Here is a 20641-nt window from a genome sequence, read left to right as displayed (position 1 = left end):
ATAGTTGCTTAAACGAATAATCGAATAATACTTACCACTCCAGTAAAACATGCTGAAATAATTATAAAGTATGCAGTTTTTTTGTAACCACTGTGATAAGTACTTAAAGCACAAACTAAAAGAGTGAGCGAAAGCATCAAGCTGCTAAACGCATTTGAAATATGTATAACTTCAAAAACAAATAATGTATTTAAGATTAACAAAACAATTAATACACCTGCTAAAAGATAATCCAATGCACTTCTTTTTCTCATCATGTCACCTCACTATTATGAACTCAATATATGCATCAAACCTATTATCATATCTAGTGCTCCAATAATATAAAAGATAACAGCTATTTTCTTTTTATTAAATCGATGCAATAAAATACCTATAATGATTAAATAACCACCCCATATCAGTGTTTGTATGTCTTGATTTATCCCGATCAATCCAAAAATAGACAGTATATTTACAATGAGCAATAAAACAAGCAGAATTATCATTATCCATTCAATCGGTGTAAAAATCTTTTGCTGCTTCAAGCTTCTCACCTCATATCATTATATTTAACATATGCAGTTCATTTTATTTATTAACTCAATACTTGTACAATCACTATAACAATTCTTAAAGAAGATATTGAAGGTCTCTTTCTTAAAGTTCTTCCTCACTAAGAATATTATCTAAGAATACTAAGAAATAACCAACTAAATAGATAAAAATGTAAACAAATATTCAAAATATAAATTTATTATACGAGGAGATGGGTTACATGGTTAAATTTAAAACCGTGCAAATTTCAGGTTTAACAGATGAAGATTTAGAAGCAATGGGTCAACAAGGACAATTGATAGATGTAAGAGAACCAGAAGAATATGAAGCGGGTCATATAGACGGAGCACAGTCTTATCCGTTATCATCACTCAACACCAAATTCCCGCTTGATCAAAGTAAAACTTATTATCTTTATTGCCAAGCTGGCAAACGCAGCCAACAAGCAAGCCAAATGTTGAGCGATAGCGGCTTTACAGTCGTTAACTTAAACGGTGGTTATCAGGCTATTCAAGATAAAGAAGCAGCTCAAACTGCACCTAACAAAACGGAAACCGAAAAAACAGCAAAAACAGAATCACCAAAAACAGAAACAGCACAAAAAGCTGCCACAACACCTACTCTTAAATCAAACCGTAAGAAAGTGAACTACAGCGGTATGCAGTGTCCTGGTCCGCTCATGAATGTGAATCAAGAACTCAAACAATTAGAGCCTGGTGAACAACTTGAGGTAGTTGTGACAGACCCAGGCTTTGCGAGTGACATCAAAAGCTGGGCTTCTCAAACCGGGAATACGTTAGTAGACTTGAAACAAAATGATAAAGAAGTCACTGCAGTGATTGAAAAAGCCGACCAGCAACCTAAAGACCTCTCTGTACAACACACAGAAAAAGGTACCACAATTGTCTTATTCAGTGGCGAATTAGACAAAGCCCTAGCAGCATTTATTATTGCAAACGGCGCTCGTGCTGCTGGTCGCGAGGTTTCAATTTTCTGTACGTTCTGGGGCTTAAACGCATTAAAACGCCCTAATCCCGGCAAAGTGAAAAAGACAGGAATTGAACGTTTATTCGGCATGATGCTGCCAAGCGGCCCAGAAAACATGCCGCTTTCTAAAATGAACATGTTCGGTTTAGGACGATTGATGATGAAAATGATTATGAAACAAAAAAATGTAGACTCTCTTCCAACATTGATTGATAAAGCGATTGATAATGATATTAAACTCATCGCATGTACAATGAGCATGGATGTCATGGGTATTAAAAAAGAAGAACTACGCCCAGAAGTTGAATTTGCAGGTGTCGGTACTTATATCGGCGATACAGAACATGCGAACCACAACTTGTTTATCTAAAAAATAAGCGAATCCCCTTGTTGCATGAATAGACGCAACAAGGGGGTTCGTTATTTTTATGAAACTATTGATTTAGCAACGACGCTTTTATTTATAAATACTTTTTGTAGAAAGGGACTAACCCTTTTAAAGCTTCATCTACTGCTTTAGGTTGGTCATATAAATCATAGTGAGAAACACCTTTGACAATATTCAATGTCTTTTTATCACTCAATGCTTTGTCGAACAATTCATAAGCACAGCGATAAGAACCAAACGCACCTGGTTTATCACCTGCTACAATATATAAAGGTTGGTCCAACAATTTATCAGCTAAATGATAGGCATCAAAACCAATAACATCAGCTTGATCGATAACACGATATCGGTTTGTTACATTTTTATGATATCCGCGATCAGTTCTATAATAGTCGACCGCTTCTTTGATATCGATATCATCAAGCCCTAATTCTTTACGCTGTTCTTCACTATCAGGTGCATAAGGCATCAACGCTTGTTCGCCGCCTTTAGCTTCTGATTCACGCTGCTCTGCAACTTGATACAATGTTTTCAATGCAGAATCAGGCGTAAAATCTCCTTCTCGCGCTATCATTCCGAAGTTGACACCTGCCACAGAGCTGACTGCTTTAATACGTTTATCAGTTAAGCTTGCATTGACCGCATAACCGCCGCCTCCGCAAATACCTAAAATACCAATACGTTTGTCATCTACAATATCAAGTGTATTTAAATAGTCGATGGCTGCTTTGGCATCATCTACACGATAATAAGGCACTTCAATATTTTTCGGTTCTGCAGCAATTTCACCTTGATGTGCTGCATCAAAAGCTAAAGTTGCGAAGCCTTCTTCAGTTAAACGTTTCGCATAAATGCTTGCAGTCTGTTCTTTTACACTGCTAATCGGATGCATAACCACAATAGTTGGCAATGCTTTGTCTCCCGCATTATCTGGTGTTCTCAAAATACCTGCAGTTTCAACATCTCTTGTTTTAAAGGTTACATGTTGTTCTTTCAAAATAATCACCCTTTTATCTTTATTAATTCTCTCTAGTGTTTTATAACTCTTGTGTGTATAATCTAAATATATCAAGAAATTGCGTATATACAAGTTATACCCTTGAACAGTTGTGTATTAATACACATATTAATAGAACCGGGTTTTAAATAAGGAGATGTTTTATTATGGATAAACGTGTGGTTAAAACACGACGCAATATCACTGAAACTTTTTTGGATTTATTTTATAAAAAAGATTTTGAGAAAATCACGATTAAAGAAATTGCAGATGCTGCAGAGATAGAGCGCAAAACTTTTTATCTTCACTATTTAGATAAATATGACTTGCTTGATGCAATTGTTCAAAAACACTTTGAGCATTTAGATGAGATTTGTGAGGCGAAGAAAGATTTGGGGCTAGAAGAAGGTACTAAAATTTGGCTTAACTTTTTCGAAGCACATCAAATCTTTTTCAAACGGCTTTTCAATATTAAAAATGCTGATGAATACAAACAGAAATTACAAAAATTTATTATACGCCAGTTAGACGGAAGATTAAGTACAGCATTCATGCGCACGCACCATTTAAGCGAACAACTTTTCCCAGAATTTTTTGCTGCAGGCATTGTTCAAATGGTAATGGTCTATATTCAAGATGAAAGTTCAAATAAATCAGCTATTGAAAACCAAGTAGTACAGTTGTTGAAAATAACAGACGATGCTGGAAATAACATCTAATTTAAATACGCCAATGCTGATCAAGTGTTCGTTGACGTATTGATCATTGTCTTTTACAAGAAATAAGAACATATTCTAATCACATATGCATCATGCATCTTACTTTGAGTTATGCTATAATTTAAATCGAACATTTGTTCGTATTTTCTTTGAAAACAGATGTTCAAAGTGCTAAACTAAATTTATGAGTAACAGGCTCAACGACGCATGTGAGTACCTCTTTTCTTTATTCGGCAAGGAAGTGAGGTGATATGGATGCACATTATAATCCATGAACTCACGATTAATTTTTCTTCTATCGTACAAGTGACTTTACTCGCTACAGCTATCAAGTTTTTAATCAGCAAGGACAGCAATAAAAAAGACTAGCTATGCTGCCACATAACTAGTCCATCTACTTTATTCAGCGAGGTATTCACAATATAAATCATGAATCCTGTACTCAGGCCCTTACGTCCTTACACGACTAAGGGCTATTTTAATACAATTAAATCTTATCAAATTTACTTGAGGGTTTCAATCAAATCGAGATAAGGTTGAAATTTAATTGTGTTCTATTGATTAGATTGTCGATTTTGTGCTTCTAACATTTTTTGTCCTTCAATAAAGAAGTTTGCCATCACTTCAGGTGCGTCTTCTCTAAAGAAAGTTTCTAAGTTTTCTTGAGATTCTTTTGCGCGTTCTTTTGAACTTTCATACATATTTGCTTCATACTCAGCAAGTGCTTTATCAAAGTCGATTGAGTCTGCTTGATCTGCGATTGCGTGGGCTAACATGTATGCATCATAGAGTGCCATATTAACACCCTCACCTGCAAAAGGACTCATTAAATGTGCTGCATCACCGATTAATGTTACATTCGGTTGATGCTGCCATTCAAACCCGATTGGCAGACGGTAGATGCGTCTGAACATGATATTATCGTCTGAGTACTTAATATATTTTAGTAAATCTTCATCCCAATCTTGAAATTCTTCTAGTATACGCGCTTTCAAAGCATCATTATCTAGTGCTTTGTATTCATCTAATTGTTCTCTATCTAACTCATAAGCAACATAGACAACAATGCGCCCGTCACCGTTCAATTGTCCTAATATTAACTGGTCTCCGCCAAGTCCCATCATTTTACCATTCTTATTATATTCGGCTAAATCAGGGTATTTTGTATTGACATCAGGTACGCTGAGTTCAATAAATGAGACACCTGTATAAATCAACTCTGTATCAGCAAGAAACGGACGTACTTTTGAAAATGCACCATCTGATCCTATTACTAAATCGAAAACTTCTGTTTCTTGTTGTTCAATATGATTGAAGTCATCGCTATGATTGAAGTTGACTTTAACGCGTCCGCCTTCTAATGTTTCCATGCTTTCAAATTTATAACCATAATGAATACGGCTTGGTTCAATTTTGTTTTGAATTAAATCACATAATTCACCGCGATCAATTTCTGGTCGTCCGCCTTCTCCTTCAGCATCTTCTTCGAAATAGATATGCCCATGTTTATCTACAATTTTAGTGTCTTCGCCTTCAAAGCGTGCAAGTGCTTTAAACTCATCAAGTAAACCTGCTTCGGCCAATGGGAGTTGTCCTGTATCATGATGGATGTCTAATGAGCCGCCGCGTGAACGATTGACGTTGCGGTCTGCTTTTTCATAGATATGGACGTCTAAACCTTGATTTTGAAGGAGTAAGCCTAGCATTAAACCGCCTGGACCGCCGCCTATGATCCCAATTTTTTTATTTGTCATTTCGATCATCTTCTTTGTATAAGTTTTGAGCTTGTTCTTTAATTTGAGTGAGGAAGCGGTCGAATTGTTTACGTTTTTCTTCATCTGTCATTGCTTCTTTGCTCGTTGTTAATATTGCATTTACTGTTTCTTTGATATCTGCACCTAGCGTTTTCATATCTTCTCTATTAAAGTTTTGGAATTGTTTCATACGTTTTGCAAACTCATCTTGGTCTGCGTTTTCTTTTAAGAAGTTTTCACCTTCTTCAGTAATGGTATATATTTTTTTATTGCCTTCTTTTGTGACCGATACAAATTCTCTGTCTTCCAACATTTGTAAAATCGGATAAACAGAGCCTGGGCTTGGTGAGTAAAAACCTTTAAATTGTTCTTCTAAATCTTTAATGATTTGATAACCATGTTTCGGCTCTTCTTTTAAAGAATTTAGAATCATAAACTGTAAGTTGCCTTTTTTAAACATACGTTCTTGTCCTCGGCCACCAAACATTTTCTCAAAACCGCCGAACCCTCTTCCAAAGTCAAACCCTTCACTGTCTCTCATATTTCTGAATTGATCAAATCCACGTCTAAACATATTTAATTCCTTCTTTCGTTTTCTTTATTTCGATATATCGAAAGTATAAACGATATGTCGAAATAGATCAACGATATATCGTTATCTTTTTTTACGATATACATAAAAAAGCTGTCAAACCCTTTTTATAATAAGGTTTGACAGCTTGAATTTATTTTTATTCATTTGCTTCTGAATGATTTACTAGTTTTTCAACGTCCTCTAGATATGGCAAACTTTCTATTGCGCCATACGCTGTAGTTGTAACGCCACCTACTGCATTTGCGAATCTTAAATAATGATTACCATTTTCTATTAAATGCTTTCTATCTTGTTTTAATAGCTGGAATATAATTGCTCCTATAAATGCATCTCCTGCTCCTGTGGTATCTTTTACGGTAACTTCAAATCCATTTTCATGTGCTATCTTTCCGTCTTTTGTATAAATAGAAGCTCCATTTTTACCTTCTGTATAGATTATGATTTCCACATTACCCACAAACAATGATTCAATAGCTTCATTCTTATCTTTAATTTTCGTAATAAATTCTAATTCTTCATCAGATATTTTGAGAATATGCGCTTTAGGAATAAACTCTAAGACAGTTTTCCGTAAATCTTCAAGCGAATCCCATAGTGGAAAACGAAGGTTTGGATCAAAAATGACAGTTCCATCTGCATTCAACATTTTATCTATAACTCCTATATGTGTCTGTTTCATTGGAGATTCTACTAAATCTACAGAACAAAAATGAAGGATGTCAGTTGAATCAAACTGTAATTCAGGTAAATTCTCTGTTTTTAAAAGCATATCTGCTGAAGGTTTACGATAAAATGCAAAATCACGTTCTCCTTCTTTTGTTAAACTTACAAAGGCAAGTGCAGTATTCGCTTTGTCGGTTTTCATCAAATAATTAGTGTCTACATCAATATTATTTAATGTATCTTCTATTTTTTCGCCGAATGCATCTTCTCCTACTTGTGTAATGATTGAAGCATTTCCCCCTAATTTAGCAACACAACTTGCTACATTTGTTGGTGCCCCGCCAACTTGCGGTTGAAATTGCGAAACCTCTTTCAGTTTTGAATCTCGTTCATTTGGTATAAAATCAATCAAAGCTTCGCCAATTGCAAAAAGCTTATTCATAATTATCCTCTTTTCGTTTTTAGATTAACTTCAACTCTTATTATTTATCCCTTGTTAACTTTTGCGCTCACTATTCCCATACTTCTCCATTATGTGAACCTGCGACTAAACGCAATGGCCCATTAAATACAATACGTGAAATATATTTTATCAAAGTATCTACTTCCATGCGATTTTCGTCTTGTACCCAGTATTTGATGACTGAAATCATTGAACCTGTTACATAGCTATGAAAATATTCTACAGGGATTCCTGCTATCTTATTATTTTCATCAGACTGATCTAATAAATTTTCTTTTATAATATCCATTATCTTTTCCTCTATTTTACTTCGACGGTCTAATGTTAAAATAACGCGATAAAAATCCATATTGTTTGACACATGTGTAATCACTTTTTTCATTATATGTTCTGAAAATTCTCTATTAAACTGTTCAGCATTTTCCACATTCTTAAATACATCTCTAAAACGTGTTAAATCATATAGTTGTTTTGCATACTCATCTTCCATTGATTCTAATAAAATATATTTATCTTCATAATGCAGATAAAAAGTCCCTCTATTAATATCTGCTGCGTCTGTAATATCACTTACTGTAATGTGATCTAAATCTTTTTCTTCTAATAAGTGGATAAATGCATTTTTTATTGCTGCTTGTGTTTTACGCACTCGTCTGTCTACTGCCATTTTATTCCCTCCGATAAAAGTTAATGAACACTTTAAATTATTTTGTTCATTAAAGTACAATTAGTCCTAAATTGAGCATTGCATCTATTTATATTCCTATTATAATAGTCAAAGTAATGATAAATCAACACAGTGTTTAATAATTATTTATTGGGAGGTTAAAAAATGAACATTTTTAAAAATAAATTACTTTGGATAGCACCAATCGGATTATTGGTAGTTATCATGTTATTAGCAGTGGCATTCTATCCTGCTTACAATCCAAAACCTAAAAACATACCACTTGCAGTTGTGAACTTAGATAAAGGTACAGATATGCAAGGCAAACACGTTAATATCGGTAAAGACTTAACAGACAACTTATTGAAAAATAAATCAGAAGCAATAGAATGGAAAGAAGTATCTAGTGAGAAAAAAGCGCGTGAAGGCATGGACGATGAAAAATACTTTGGTACTGTTGTACTAGAAAAAGACTTTTCAAAATACGCACTCAGCAAAACACAAGCTTCAGTCATGAAAGCTAAAAAGCAAGAGATGGAAGATAAAGTAAAATCAGGGGAAATTCCACCAGAAGCTGCACAACAAATGGCTGAGAAAATGAAACAATCAGGTTCACAAGATGTTAAACCTGAATCAGCACAACTTAAAACAATCATCAGTCAAGGTGTTAACTTACAAGGCTCTCAAATCGCAACTAAAGTATTAGATGGACTTGGTCAAAAAGTTAATGCACAAATTACAAAACAAAGTTTAGATATTTTAGATAAACAAAACGTATCTATTCCAGCTAAAGATATCGAAGGCTTAACTCAACCTGTAAATGTAGATAATATTACAGTGCATAAAGTAAAAGATCATCAAGCAAATGGTAATGCTTCATTCTTAATGTTTATGCCAGTGTGGATGGGATCATTAATCATATCAGTTATCTTGTTCTTCGCATTCCGTACAAGCAACTTAGTAAGCCGTAAAAATCGTTTAATTGCAGCACTTAGCCAAATTGGAATGACTGCTGTGAGTGCTTTAATCGGCAGCTTTGGATATATCTATTTTATGAAAGATGTATTAGGCTTCCACTTCGATCATCCAAACCGTGTTGCACTTTATATCATGATTGCATTCATGGGATTCATCGGACTTGTACTTGGCTGTATGACTTGGGCAGGCATGAAGATCGTACCCGTCTTCTTCCTATTATTGTTCTTCAGTATGCAACTGTTAATGTTGCCAGAACAAATGCTTCCAGAGTTCTACCGTAAATATATTGTAGGTTGGAACCCATTCAGTCACTATGCACACACACTTAGAGATATCATCTATATGAATCAACATATTGAAATGAACGAAACAATTTGGATGTTTATCGGATTCATGATCTTCGGTATCATTTCAGTTATTGCAGCTGCATTCGTTCGTAAACACTCAGACAAACGTGCAGAAATTCCAGCATAATTTAATAAAATGAGGAAATAAAACCACCATCAAGTTGGGGAACTTGATGGTGGTTTTTCTACATTTATTATTACTGATTTTTATATGATGTAATTCACTCAGCTCTCTTTGATTTCTTGCTTTAAACTATAATTATTTAATACCATCGGATATAGTGTATTTCTTCCAACAATAATTCTAATGTAAGGAATAAACGAAAGCATAATAGCTAATCCTATACAAAATCCTATTGTAAAAACAACTGAAATTAAAATATAAATAATGGGATGTGTAACAAATGATGATAAAGCTAACGAAATATATTTAATAATTATTTGATGAGCTAAATAAATAAAAAAAGAAATTTCACTTATAAGGTAGAGCATGGTTATATGAAAATGACTTAAAAACTTGGCTCCATAAATAACTAATAAAAATGAAAGACAAGAATAAATTAGTAAATCAAACCTTAACGATTCATTTAAAAATATTTTTAAATGAAAGAAATTAAACGCTAAAAAAGACAATGCGAAAAACCATACTGAGATTAACATCCAAATGTGTCGCTTGATGAATTCAAAAACCAAATCATAATATTTTCCTACATAAAAACCAACAACAAAGTAAAATAACCAATAAAGAATAATTGTTCTTGGATAAAGTGGGTAATAAGCTTCCCACCATTTATGATAGTCTTGATTAAAATACATTAAGTATGAATGGAGAGAGCTTACAATAAGAGAGCCTGCTAACAAGAAAAATGGATTAGCTTTATTTAATACTTTATGGAATATTTTATGTAGAATAAAAAATTGGAAGATAACAATAATAAACCAACCAAAAAAGTTTCCTTCCAGTACTATAAATTTGAACAAACTCCAAAATGATTCTTTATTTTCGTTATTCATAAACCTATCGCAGGTCACATAAACACCAAATATAAAGTAAGGAACTAGAATATACTTTACTCTTTTAATTAAGAAATTCTTGGGAATAAACGTTGAATATTTCAATCCTAGCAAAGTTTCAGATAACATTATGAAACATGGTGTAGCACATAGTAATGAAATTTGAAAAAAACCTACTAATCTTTTTTCAATTGTTTGTGTAGTTGAAATTAGTGGATCTATTAAATATCCGGTCACTGCATGGACAAAAACAACCATTATACAAAATATACCTCGTGCATATGTAAGTTCTATTTTTCTTTCCATTTTTATACCTCTTATGTTTAACAACTTAAATTAAATTTAAACTTACAAATGATTATATTTAACTTCTTACATATACACAATAATATTTACAATAACTAAACATTATGATAATGATAAGATGCACTATGATATTATATCTACTTATGAAATTTAAAATAAAAACACTTCCGATATTTCTTTTGAAAGAAATATCGGAAGTGTTTTAGAATGTAATTCGTTTGTTCAACTATCATTAATTTTATATAAATTTAGTTTAAAAATCAATATAATCTTATTTATTAACACCAATAAGAAGCGATACTACAATTTTTCGTGCTTTTTTAATGTAAACAAAACAATCTTATTTAATAAACTTTTTAATACGTTTCCCTATCTTAACAAGTTTATTGTTTTTAATTTTATTTTTGATTTTTTGTTTTCTTCCTTTAATGTATTTATTGTAATATTTATAAGCTCTTTGAACACCCTTTGGCGAACGCTTAAGAGACATTCTTTTATTTTTAGTTTTCAAAGGAACCTTTTTGCCTAGTAGTTTTTGAGTGGCCATTTTATAACTAATAGCTGGAGCATACTCTACTTCAGGTTCATATAAAATAACTGAGTCTTTTAATGGCGCAAAGAATTGTACAATGAAACTATCTTCCGGTTTATTTCTAAAGTAATCAACACCGAAATCATAGAAATTTCTTTCTAATTCATCTTCATCGATATAATTTTTACTATAGAATTCTTGAATAAAGATTGGCAACATTTCATCCATTGAATTGTACAATTTCTTATTATAATTTTTGAAATTAATTATAGGCTCAACTTTATTATCTTTCCATCTATATCCTGGTACACTTTGATAAGGAATATTTGCAAAAATAGACTCAATAAAAATTAAAGAAGTCATTTTGCTTGTGTAATTATATCTGATTGAAGTTCCTACCGATGGATATATACTTCTAGCATAGAAAAAGATTGTATCTATTGTTTTATCAGAAAGATTATTTAATAACCTGTCTAAACAATCTTGTGTATAGCCTCTTCCCCAGTATTCAACAAATGCAAATTTTTCATTAAAATCAATTTCTTGTAATAGATAATCATTTACTATTTCCCTTTCTTCTTTTGCCTTTTGCAATAATAAATTGATATATCTTTTGTTATTTTTAGCAGATAATCTTATTAACTCTTTTGTATTTTTATCAAAATCAACAATCTCCTTGATATATGATAATTGTGGGAATAGTTCATTGAATTCACTCTCATTAATATGAAGTGCATTTAATGCACTTTTAAAATTAGTCAAACCAGTAAAATTACCGAAAGGTGAAAAGAATTCTTCATCAACTTCATCTACAAACGAAGGTATTCTCCATGCTTTTCTTGAACCATAAATATATTTAGTTTTAATGTTATAACCTCGAACAGCAATAATTTCATCAGCAATTTTTTTCAACAATTCTCCGTCTCTAGAAATAAAGTATAGAGTTTCAATATTTTCTTTAATTGCTTTTTTAATTGACCAACTAACATAAGGAACAAAATAACTACTGATATATGAAAAAGCGTAGTAATTCAATTTACTATTATCTCTTTCACGTAATCTTGCTAATTGGTTTGTAAGTAAAAATGTATCATAGTTTTTATTTCTATTAAGCAAATGATTTTCATATCCATTAAATTTTGTGAGTTTATGATGCTTAGTTTTTATATTAAGTTTTTTTGGAATATTAAAATCTGCATGACGGTTATCACCATAATGTATCCACTCTGAATAATCATAATCTAGATCTTCAAATATATCTAAATACATAAGGCTTGTCGATTTTTGATTTCCACTTTCACTTGATAAATATATAGGTAGTTCTGTTAATTTAGGGTCAACTCTCTCAAGCATCTGTACAATAACTTCTTTAGGAAGATACATATCGCTTATTAAAATAACATCTTGATATTTATCTAATAAGTCGTATAAGATTTCGAGTTTATCTGCTTTACCTTCAACATTTTTTAACTCAGCTTCAATTTCTAAATCATATAAGATTTTAGCTTGTTCATCTGTCAAATCATGTATTTTTTTAATTCTACCAATTATGTCAGTAAAACGTATTTCAAATCTTTCTTCATCTCTAATAAACTCAGATTTTTTGTAATAATCTCGTACATAATTTTCTGCTTGAATTCTTACACGCGGATAATTTTGGATTAGATAAAATGGAATACCTGTGTTCATTCTTAACAACTTATCTTTAACATAAAAGAATATGCCGTCCGGTCTGAGTGTTTTCCTTTGAATAATAGTATCAAAAATATCAAAGCTATAAAGCTTAGGTAATACATTATGCTTTATATTAAAGTTTAAGGCTGCATCAATAATTTTTTCAAAGCCATTTTCATCTTCTTTATCATATTCCCAAAAAGTGTTTAAGATTTCTTCATTCTTATTTGCATTTGTTTCTACAGAATCGATATCGGATAAAGCTTCTAATAGCTCATTAAAATTATTAGCAACTTTACCTGAAGTCATTTCTTTATAATCGTACACTAAAGTTCTACTATTAACGTAATTTTCATAATCATAAATATAACGGATAAAATTATTTACACCTGAAGCTAACAAGTCATAGTAAATAGAAGAATAGTCAACAATTGCAATATCTATCCGGTTAAATATCTCATAGATATCTTTACTGCTATCCCAGAATAAAATATTTGGGTGATTTCCATATACTTGTTCAGCTGCTAAATAGTTCACATCATTTTTAACTAAATAATGCATCTTTATTATTAATAATATATTTTTCTCTTCCAATGTTTTTAATAATTCTTCCATATCAGGAATTGCTTCTCCAAAGAAGTTATTCATATCATAATCCCTAAATGTTGGGGCATATAAAGCAACTTTTGTTGTTTCATCCAAACCTTTAGATTTTTTAATATCATGATTATAGGAACTAAATTTAGTTTTATCGTACATATTAGCAGGATATCCTGCTCGTACAATTTGACTTTGATCTAAATTTAACATTTTCTTAAAATGTTCCTCCATTAATGGAGAAGTAGCTAAGAACAGTTGGTTATTGTGATATAACTGATTGTATCTAATATATTTTTGATAAGTTCTATATCTAATTCCTGGAGAATCAACATATCGTTCTATTGGTTTAATTCCTACTCCATGCCATAAATTTAAAATAACAACTTCATCTTTAAATTTAACTGGAAAATGTTCCTTAGCCTGATGTACAACAAACACTCCAGCAACGGATTTTAACTTCTCGGCAGTATCAGAACTATATAATTCTGCGTTAAATCCTAAAGATCTGATATGTTCAACAGTTTCTAAATCGTCACACATCCAATAAGCTTTAATATCTTTTCTAAAATTATTTACGTAAATAAATAACCACTTAGGGTTCCCAATAAAATCATTTGTTGCATTAAAAATCCATATTTTTTGATCTCTCATTTTTACACCTTTCCAATCATTTCTTTTGATTCAGTCGTTTTTGTCGTTTTGTATATATTTCAAACCCTTTAGTAAGTCGTAATACTTTTTCTTCAAAGCTAATATTTGTAATCGTATCAATTGGTTTTTCAAAGTTTATTTTTTCCATCAAATTATCTAAAGGAGCTTTTTCAACATTCTTTTTTTCTCTATAAATATGACCTAAATTGTTTTTTTCTAAAAAGTTTAAAAAATGATCGAAACGTTTAGGATGTATACTCTCTACACTTTTAAAATCAATATCATTAATCAAATCAATTAAACTATCATAATTTTGAATATCTTCTGCTGAAATTGAAGGAAGTGCATGAAATTCTGCTAATTCTCTCATACGTGCATCATGAACAATAGTAATACTTGGGGTACCATTAATTGTTGCTACTATATTTCCATGTAGTCTTGTACCGATACTAAGATCAATAGTTTTTATATAATCAAACCATGTTTTAGCATTCAAAAAGTATTTAACCTTTCCTTCTTTATAAAATTTTGATCCAATATTTTTAGGGAAGTTATAAGGAACATCATTAACCCTACCAAATCCAAAATAATTAATTAAGAATTCATCATAAGATTGTGGAACGAAAAAATAATTACTATATTTAATAGCAATCTCATTCAAAAAATCCATTACTTTTTCAGTAGCAATATTACTAGCATTCAAAGAAACTCTACTATCTCTATTTAAGTTCACTTCTTTTATTTTCAAGTTTCTTCCAAATGTATACATTGATGGACAACCAATAACAGTGAAATCTTTTTCGGGAATAAATCCTAAACTTTCTAAGTAATTCGCTGTTAATTTCCCTCTTAAACCAATGATTTCTGATTTATTTAATACAGCTTTCACAAATTCTTTTACTTCATTATCAAACTCAAATCCTTTTTTGACATCATAACTGTATGGTGCTTTTAACCCAACACCAATCACAATAACAGGAATTTCTAATTTATTAATGAGTTGTGTGTATCTTTTAAGAGTAGGTATAAACTCTTTTCTAAATGCATCAGCAAGAGGGATAACATAACAATCAAAATTGTTATTTATATATTTAGCATTGTTCGGATTCGAAGAATAGTTATCACTTAAAATCTCTACACTTTCTGTCATCAAAGTTCTTACAATACTATTTTGGTACACTAAATTTCCATTATTAGATCCGAATCTATCTCTACTAAGTAAATCATATTCGCTATACGTGTTAGTGGGTAACATGCCACTTCTAATCAAAATTCTTTTCAAAATATCCTCCTTTTAAAATAAATTATTTAACTTTTTAAAAACAAATCTTTTACTATCCTCTTACTCGAATAACCATCAAAATAATTATAATGATTATTTAAAAATTTATTTACTTTCTCAAATTCATAATCATGCTCATATAATGAATTCATAAGTTGATTAAATGTTTTCACTATTTTACCAGGGACAAAAGTTTCATAAGGCTGATAAAAATCTCTATTTAAAATGTATTCTTCTAAATCAAATGCATAGAATATCATTGGGCGTTTTAAAATCGCAAATTCATATATTAACGAAGAATAATCAGTTATCAGTAAATCTGTTGCAAATAAAACATCATTCACTTCTCTGAAGTTCGATATATCTACTAGTAAATTACTATATTCTGGTGGGATTTTAATGTACTCCTTGATAAAAGGATGCATTTTAAATAAAACTATTGAGTTGCTTTGCTGGCAATATTCAGCCAACTGTTCAAAATCAATTTTGTCCATTGGGTAAAAAGCAGTTAAATGACCGCTTCCTCTAAAGGTAGGAGCAAATAATATTACATTCTTTTCTTTAATTAATGGTATTTTTTCAGTTATTTTATTTTTAGCTATTTTTTCATTAATTTTGTGAAAGAAAACATCAGTTCTTGGAACACCTGTGGCAACGATATTTTCTTCTTTCACTCCAAAAGCTTCAGCGTATATTGGTATATCTGAACTTGATGAAACATAAACTTTAGTATATTTTCGATGACCCTTTGAATCGAAGTAAGGTCCATCTCGTTTCCCTATCCTACTATAGCCCACAGTTTTAAAAGCGCCGACAGCATGCCATAATTGAATGATTTCTTGATTCGATCTGAATTTCACTTTACTTAACGTAGGATGAAAATCATCTACAAAAATATAATCAGCTTTACCTAACAAGTATGGTAATTTGAGCTTATCGATAAATTTATATCTTTCGCTTACATGACCTTTGAAAATTTGATAAATTCTATATTCAGAATCTAATTTTTGTTCAAACATTTCACGAGCTATATAATGAAAATTACCAGACATCTCAGTTCTAGACTCAGAAGTAAATAACACAGTACTGTTTTTCTTCCAATGCAGTACTTTTGATGTATTGAATATTAGTTTAAATATACTATCTCGTAAACTCGCATTTATATTTTTCAGGTCAGTCAAAATTTTTTTGAAGTAGTCTTTTCTTTCATATATTTTTTTCGCCTTTTCTTCGTACGTAATACGTATAATTAAATCATACGTTCCTTCATCGAATTTCAATACGGGGCTTACAGTATAATTTTTATGCTTATATTTCGTTTCTTGTTTAAATTCTTTAGAAAAATCATTTAAACAGTATCCTCTTCTCTTATTTTTCTCATTATCTTTCAATATCTCTACATTCACAGCAGTTTTACAACAGTTTCCCTTTTCCATATATACAAGAGCATAATCTCCTATATTCAAATGCATACCATTATTTACTGTAGCAATATTAAAACGGCAAATAAATTCATTCTCTGCAAATTGAACATTATGTAATTCTAAATATTTTTCATTAACAGTGTCATACAGAAAAAAATATCCTTGAGCTATTTGTGATTGCTGTATATAACCTTTTAAATAAATTTGAATTCTTTCCCAAAAAATTTCGTTTACAATTACCTTTGGTTTATTCAATTAGCATTCCCCTAACTACATAACCCATTTAAGAACAGTTTTTCCCCATGATGTTGATAAATCCGATTCAAATGCCATTGTTAAATCCTTTAGAGTTCGAATTTCAAATTCATTGCCTTTTAATAAAGCTAATTTTTCAACAATATCCGGATATTGTTTATACAAGTCAACTACATCCTGGAAATCTTGCGTGCCACTTCTACTACTTCCAATCATTGTTAAACCTTTTTCTAATACTAACCTTGTATTGACCTCTATTGGATATTCACTAACACCTAGTAATGCAATACTACCTTCAGGTGAAATATATTCTATAATCTGGTCAATTGCTGATTGACTACCTTTTCCGCCTACACATTCAAATCCATGATCAAATTCCATGTCCTCAGGTATTTCGTTTATATGATATGTCTTATCCACAAATGAAAAGTGACTTAATTTGTAGTCAGTTTTTCCGAACACATATATAGTAGCTTCTGGATAAAGTTTTTTTAATAAAATCGCTGTAATATATCCAAGGTTTCCATCGCCCCATATTCCAAATCTTTCTTTAATGGAAATAGATTTATTTTCAAATCTTTTTATAGCGTGTAAACTAACTGAAACCAGTTCAGTATAAGAAACTATGCTTTCATCGATATCATTCGGTAAAGCAACCACTCGATCATGGCCAAGAAAAACATAATCTTGCAAGAATCCATCATATCCACTAGATCTGAATTTTGATGATGGAAGATAATTCTCGGCAATCACGTCGTTTTTTTCTACTGGAGTATTCGGAACCATTACTACTTTAGTTCCTTTTTCATATACACCCTTACTGTCAAAAACTACTTCGCCAATACCTTCATGAATTAAAGACATAGGCAATTTTTTCTCTAAAACAAATTCTTCGCGATTACCTGTGTAATAACGTTGATCCGCAGCACAAATAGACAAGTATAACGGTCTTACAATTACATTGTCACTATAAATATTCACATTATTGTATGTAACTTCAAATTGGCGAGGTGAAACTAATTGATAAACTTGGTTAATCAACTGTTATCCCACCTTTTATAATCGCATTTGCTACTTTAAGATCATAAGGCGTAGTAACCTTAATATTGTATAATTCACCTTGAACCATCTTAACTGGTCGTCCTGATTCGATCATAATCTTACATGCATCTGTTAAAATTTCTTTTCTTTCATCAGTCAAATCATAATAGCATTTTTTTAATTCATTAATATTAAATGATTGAGGTGTTTGTCCTTGATACATTTCGCTTCTGACAGGAATTGACTCTATATTATTTTGATCTTTTGAAGTAACAATTGTGTCTGTAGCTGAAATAACTGTATCAACTGCTCTATTCGTTTTTGCGTATTCAATATTTTCTTTAATAATTCTATATGTAAGAAAAGGTCTTACTGCATCATGTGTGACGATAATATCATCATCCGTCAATCCGATGTTCTCTTCTATAAATTGGATAATGCTCATAATAGTGGCATTACGGTCGTCTCCACCTTTTACTACTTCAACGCGAGAATCATTAATTTGATATTTTTCTAAAATATTATTAGTATGTGAAATCCACTTTTCTGGGGTTGCAATAATTATCTTGTCGAATTCTTTCATTAAAATAAATTTTTCAACAGTATGAATGATAATCGGTTTTCCATCCAATTCTAAAAATTGCTTTGGCAAAGGTACGTTTCCCATACGTGACCCTATTCCTCCTGCTAATATCCCTGCATAGTTCACTCGCAACATCCTCCTACTTGTAAATTAGTCCCTATCATTCGTTGCATTAATTTTATTGATACATAAAAATACTCCTAATAATTTTCTTATCAGAAGCTAATTAATTGGTGTAATTTTTAAAACACTAACAATCTATTATTGTTAAATCAATGTAAATTTCTTGTAAATGACAACAACTTTTTAAAATATCTATGTTTTTTTACTCTAAAAAAGAATGTTTATGTATATTAAATCTAGATTATTTCATTGAACTATAAAGGGGCTGGGACATTAATGTTCTAGAATCCCGAAAAAAGGACGATTTTCACAATTGAAAATGAAATCGTCCTTTTTTTATATAATTTAAAGAAAAAATCAGCTCGTAGAGCTGTTAATTTCTTTAAGTTTGTTGCCATACAAGCAATACTAACTTCGGTTTCAACTTTTTCAATGCCCCTTACAGACATTCGAGTGAAACCCAAATTAGCCTTCAAATTACCGAAAAATGTTTCAACATCAATTTTTCTTTTGCTGTAAATTGATGATGTTTTCGGATCTGAAAGCTTTTCTCTAGTGAACTGCTTATAAAATTCCCAAACCATATTTCGACGAATTGTTTTTAATGTATCCGGTTTGGCTTTTGGATTCATACATTCTTGTCTAAGCGGACAATCTATGCAGTCATAACATTTATATTCTTTGAATTGTCTCTGATATCCATATTTATCAGTACTGTATCTGTATCCAGAGAAGAATAGAATTTTATTGTTCGGGCATATATACTTGTCATCTTTTTCGTCGTAATTCCAATTTAATGAATTGAATGGGTTATTTTTATATTTTCTTTTTTGTTCTTTTAAAAACATGCCGTACGGCATTACAGGAGTTCTGTTAAATATATCTATAACTATTCCATAATTGCTTTCGCTGCCATACCCTGCATCACATACTATATACTCAGGAATGTCACTATTAACTTCTTGAATCCTGTTTAAAAAATTTTCTAAAGTTCTTGTATCCGTCGGATTTTGATATACACCTACTGCCAAAGCAAATTGATTATTTGTGCCTACTTGAATATTGTATGCCGGTTTTAATTGACCGTTTCTCATATGATCATCTTTCATTCGCATAAAGGTGGCATCATTATCAGTTTTGGAATAACTATTTCTTGTACCTAAAATCTTCTTTTGTTCCTCGTACTTTTCTTTTTCTCTTTACATTCTGTAATTACTTTCTTATGCTTTTTTAATTCAGTGCGTTCTGATCTCAATATTTTTCTTTGTTCAGTATCATTGCTGGATTCAATATCATCAGTCAGTTCTTCAACCTTCTTATTCAAACAATCTTCGATTGCTTCTAATTCATGAGATTGTATTTCCTTTGAAGACTCTTCTTTTATATTCGGTATGATTTCCTTTTGTAATAATTCTTCATACGCAGCTTCCGACTTTTCCAAGTTGGCATTGCTATAGCGTTCAGTATTCGCTCTCCAAACAAACGTATACTTATTGGCATCAGCTTCGATTTTAGTACCATCTATATAAATAGCTTCTTCATCAATATATTGATTTTCGACTAAAAAAGTTCTGAAAACTACAAAACAATCTTTTATTAACTTATTTGTTCTGGAGTCAGAACGAAAACGGTTGATTGTTCGATAAGAAGGTTGCTGTTCTTGTGCCAACCACATAAACCTAATACTGTCTTTTAATGCAAATTCTATTTTCCGTCCGGAAAATATCGAATTACTATAAGCATACAATATTATTTTAAGCATCATGCGTGGATTGTGAGAAGGGGCGCCTCTGTGATTTTTATAGCTGTCGAAAGCTGTTTCAGGGATTTTTTCGACAATTTCATTAACTATGCTGGCAGTATCACTTTCGGAAAACGTAAATTCTGTTGTCAGTGGCAGAGAGATTTGAGACATGTTATAATTTTTATACATAAAGGTCCTCCTATGATTTGGGTTTGTGGTTATTCTCTAATTATAAGCGAGGCCTTTATTTTTTTGAAATAATATGTATATTTTATATAAAAAAGCCGGTGAAAACTTTTAAAGTTTTCACCGGCTTT

Annotated in this window: 16 protein-coding genes and 1 pseudogene; 3 read left to right on the top strand and 14 right to left on the bottom strand. The window is 31.2% G+C overall.

The window, feature by feature from the left end; translation table 11 throughout:
* Positions 1-8: 8 nt before the first annotated feature.
* On the bottom strand, positions 9-254 hold the full coding sequence (locus A4G25_RS09370) for a hypothetical protein (protein ID WP_047132601.1): 246 nt from the start codon (positions 252-254) through the stop codon (positions 9-11).
* A gap of 15 nt (positions 255-269) precedes the next feature.
* Complete coding sequence (locus A4G25_RS09365; RefSeq protein WP_047132602.1) at positions 270-527, bottom strand: hypothetical protein; 258 nt, start codon at positions 525-527, stop codon at positions 270-272.
* 230 nt (positions 528-757) lie between these two features.
* Here A4G25_RS09365 and A4G25_RS09360 point away from each other — a divergent pair, with 230 nt between their 5' ends.
* Positions 758-1894, top strand: coding sequence for a DsrE/DsrF/DrsH-like family protein (locus A4G25_RS09360; protein WP_047132603.1), 1137 nt, complete (start codon positions 758-760; stop codon positions 1892-1894).
* Between the two features lie 91 nt (positions 1895-1985).
* On the opposite strand, the gene A4G25_RS09355 is transcribed toward A4G25_RS09360, so the two are convergent.
* The gene (locus A4G25_RS09355) at positions 1986-2909 is read right to left on the bottom strand and encodes an alpha/beta hydrolase (protein ID WP_047132604.1); all 924 of its coding nucleotides are present in this window, start codon (positions 2907-2909) and stop codon (positions 1986-1988) included.
* 167 nt (positions 2910-3076) lie between these two features.
* Here A4G25_RS09355 and A4G25_RS09350 point away from each other — a divergent pair, with 167 nt between their 5' ends.
* Positions 3077-3628 carry a TetR/AcrR family transcriptional regulator gene (locus tag A4G25_RS09350; protein WP_047132605.1) on the top strand — a complete coding sequence of 184 codons (552 nt, stop codon included), beginning with the start codon at positions 3077-3079 and terminating at the stop codon, positions 3626-3628.
* A gap of 554 nt (positions 3629-4182) precedes the next feature.
* Here A4G25_RS09350 and A4G25_RS09345 read toward each other — a convergent pair.
* The 4 genes from A4G25_RS09345 to A4G25_RS09330 all read right to left on the bottom strand — a co-directional run bounded on the left by A4G25_RS09345 (position 4183) and on the right by A4G25_RS09330 (position 7770).
* Complete coding sequence (locus A4G25_RS09345; protein WP_167542108.1) at positions 4183-5382, bottom strand: FAD-dependent oxidoreductase; 1200 nt, start codon at positions 5380-5382, stop codon at positions 4183-4185.
* Positions 5372-5956, bottom strand: coding sequence for a PadR family transcriptional regulator (locus A4G25_RS09340; protein ID WP_047132607.1), 585 nt, complete (start codon positions 5954-5956; stop codon positions 5372-5374). The genes A4G25_RS09345 and A4G25_RS09340 overlap by 11 nt, the downstream gene beginning before the upstream one ends.
* Positions 5957-6113: 157 nt before the next feature.
* Entirely contained in the window at positions 6114-7082 is a 969-nt protein-coding gene (locus A4G25_RS09335; protein WP_047132608.1) for a carbohydrate kinase family protein, read from the bottom strand.
* Between the two features lie 70 nt (positions 7083-7152).
* Positions 7153-7770, bottom strand: coding sequence for a TetR/AcrR family transcriptional regulator (locus tag A4G25_RS09330; protein WP_047132609.1), 618 nt, complete (start codon positions 7768-7770; stop codon positions 7153-7155).
* Positions 7771-7935: 165 nt separating this feature from the next.
* Here A4G25_RS09330 and A4G25_RS09325 point away from each other — a divergent pair, with 165 nt between their 5' ends.
* Positions 7936-9222 carry a YhgE/Pip domain-containing protein gene (locus tag A4G25_RS09325; RefSeq protein WP_047132610.1) on the top strand — a complete coding sequence of 429 codons (1287 nt, stop codon included), beginning with the start codon at positions 7936-7938 and terminating at the stop codon, positions 9220-9222.
* Positions 9223-9320: 98 nt separating this feature from the next.
* Here A4G25_RS09325 and A4G25_RS09320 read toward each other — a convergent pair whose 3' ends face one another.
* From A4G25_RS09320 to A4G25_RS12875, 7 genes and pseudogenes are all read right to left on the bottom strand, one after another.
* Positions 9321-10415, bottom strand: a complete 1095-nt coding sequence (locus A4G25_RS09320) for an acyltransferase family protein (protein ID WP_047132611.1) — start codon at positions 10413-10415, stop codon at positions 9321-9323.
* A 340-nt stretch (positions 10416-10755) separates the two neighbouring features.
* Positions 10756-13872: a CDP-glycerol glycerophosphotransferase family protein gene (locus A4G25_RS09315; RefSeq protein WP_047132612.1), complete on the bottom strand. Its 3117-nt coding sequence runs from the start codon at positions 13870-13872 to the stop codon at positions 10756-10758.
* Positions 13873-13888: 16 nt separating this feature from the next.
* Entirely contained in the window at positions 13889-15154 is a 1266-nt protein-coding gene (locus tag A4G25_RS09310) for a polysaccharide pyruvyl transferase family protein (RefSeq protein ID WP_052766775.1), read from the bottom strand.
* 26 nt (positions 15155-15180) lie between these two features.
* Entirely contained in the window at positions 15181-16833 is a 1653-nt protein-coding gene (locus A4G25_RS09305; protein ID WP_047132613.1) for a CDP-glycerol glycerophosphotransferase family protein, read from the bottom strand.
* A gap of 15 nt (positions 16834-16848) precedes the next feature.
* Positions 16849-17874, bottom strand: a complete 1026-nt coding sequence (locus A4G25_RS09300) for a ribitol-5-phosphate dehydrogenase (RefSeq protein ID WP_047132614.1) — start codon at positions 17872-17874, stop codon at positions 16849-16851.
* Entirely contained in the window at positions 17867-18583 is a 717-nt protein-coding gene (locus tag A4G25_RS09295; protein ID WP_047132615.1) for a D-ribitol-5-phosphate cytidylyltransferase, read from the bottom strand. Before A4G25_RS09295 ends, A4G25_RS09300 begins: the two co-directional genes overlap by 8 nt.
* A gap of 278 nt (positions 18584-18861) precedes the next feature.
* Positions 18862-20513, bottom strand: a pseudogene (locus A4G25_RS12875) (IS1182 family transposase).
* Between the last annotated feature and the right edge of the window lie 128 nt (positions 20514-20641).

The sequence above is a fragment of the Staphylococcus condimenti genome, assembly GCF_001618885.1.
Lineage (GTDB): Bacteria > Bacillota > Bacilli > Staphylococcales > Staphylococcaceae > Staphylococcus > Staphylococcus condimenti.
Note: the sequence above shows the minus strand (reverse complement) of the source record. Positions and strands in the feature narration are given on the sequence as shown.

Bases quoted from the DNA above. Each gene is read 5' to 3' on its own strand.
- A4G25_RS09370 (WP_047132601.1), bottom strand. From the start codon at position 254: ATGAGAAAAAGAAGTGCATTGGATTATCTTTTAGCAGGTGTATTAATT.
- A4G25_RS09360 (WP_047132603.1), top strand. From the start codon at position 758: ATGGTTAAATTTAAAACCGTGCAAATTTCAGGTTTAACAGATGAAGAT.
- A4G25_RS09350 (WP_047132605.1), top strand. From the start codon at position 3,077: ATGGATAAACGTGTGGTTAAAACACGACGCAATATCACTGAAACTTTT.
- A4G25_RS09345 (WP_167542108.1), bottom strand. From the start codon at position 5,382: ATGACAAATAAAAAAATTGGGATCATAGGCGGCGGTCCAGGCGGTTTA.
- A4G25_RS09340 (WP_047132607.1), bottom strand. From the start codon at position 5,956: ATGTTTAGACGTGGATTTGATCAATTCAGAAATATGAGAGACAGTGAA.
- A4G25_RS09335 (WP_047132608.1), bottom strand. From the start codon at position 7,082: ATGAATAAGCTTTTTGCAATTGGCGAAGCTTTGATTGATTTTATACCA.
- A4G25_RS09330 (WP_047132609.1), bottom strand. From the start codon at position 7,770: ATGGCAGTAGACAGACGAGTGCGTAAAACACAAGCAGCAATAAAAAAT.
- A4G25_RS09325 (WP_047132610.1), top strand. From the start codon at position 7,936: ATGAACATTTTTAAAAATAAATTACTTTGGATAGCACCAATCGGATTA.
- A4G25_RS09320 (WP_047132611.1), bottom strand. From the start codon at position 10,415: ATGGAAAGAAAAATAGAACTTACATATGCACGAGGTATATTTTGTATA.
- A4G25_RS09315 (WP_047132612.1), bottom strand. From the start codon at position 13,872: ATGAGAGATCAAAAAATATGGATTTTTAATGCAACAAATGATTTTATT.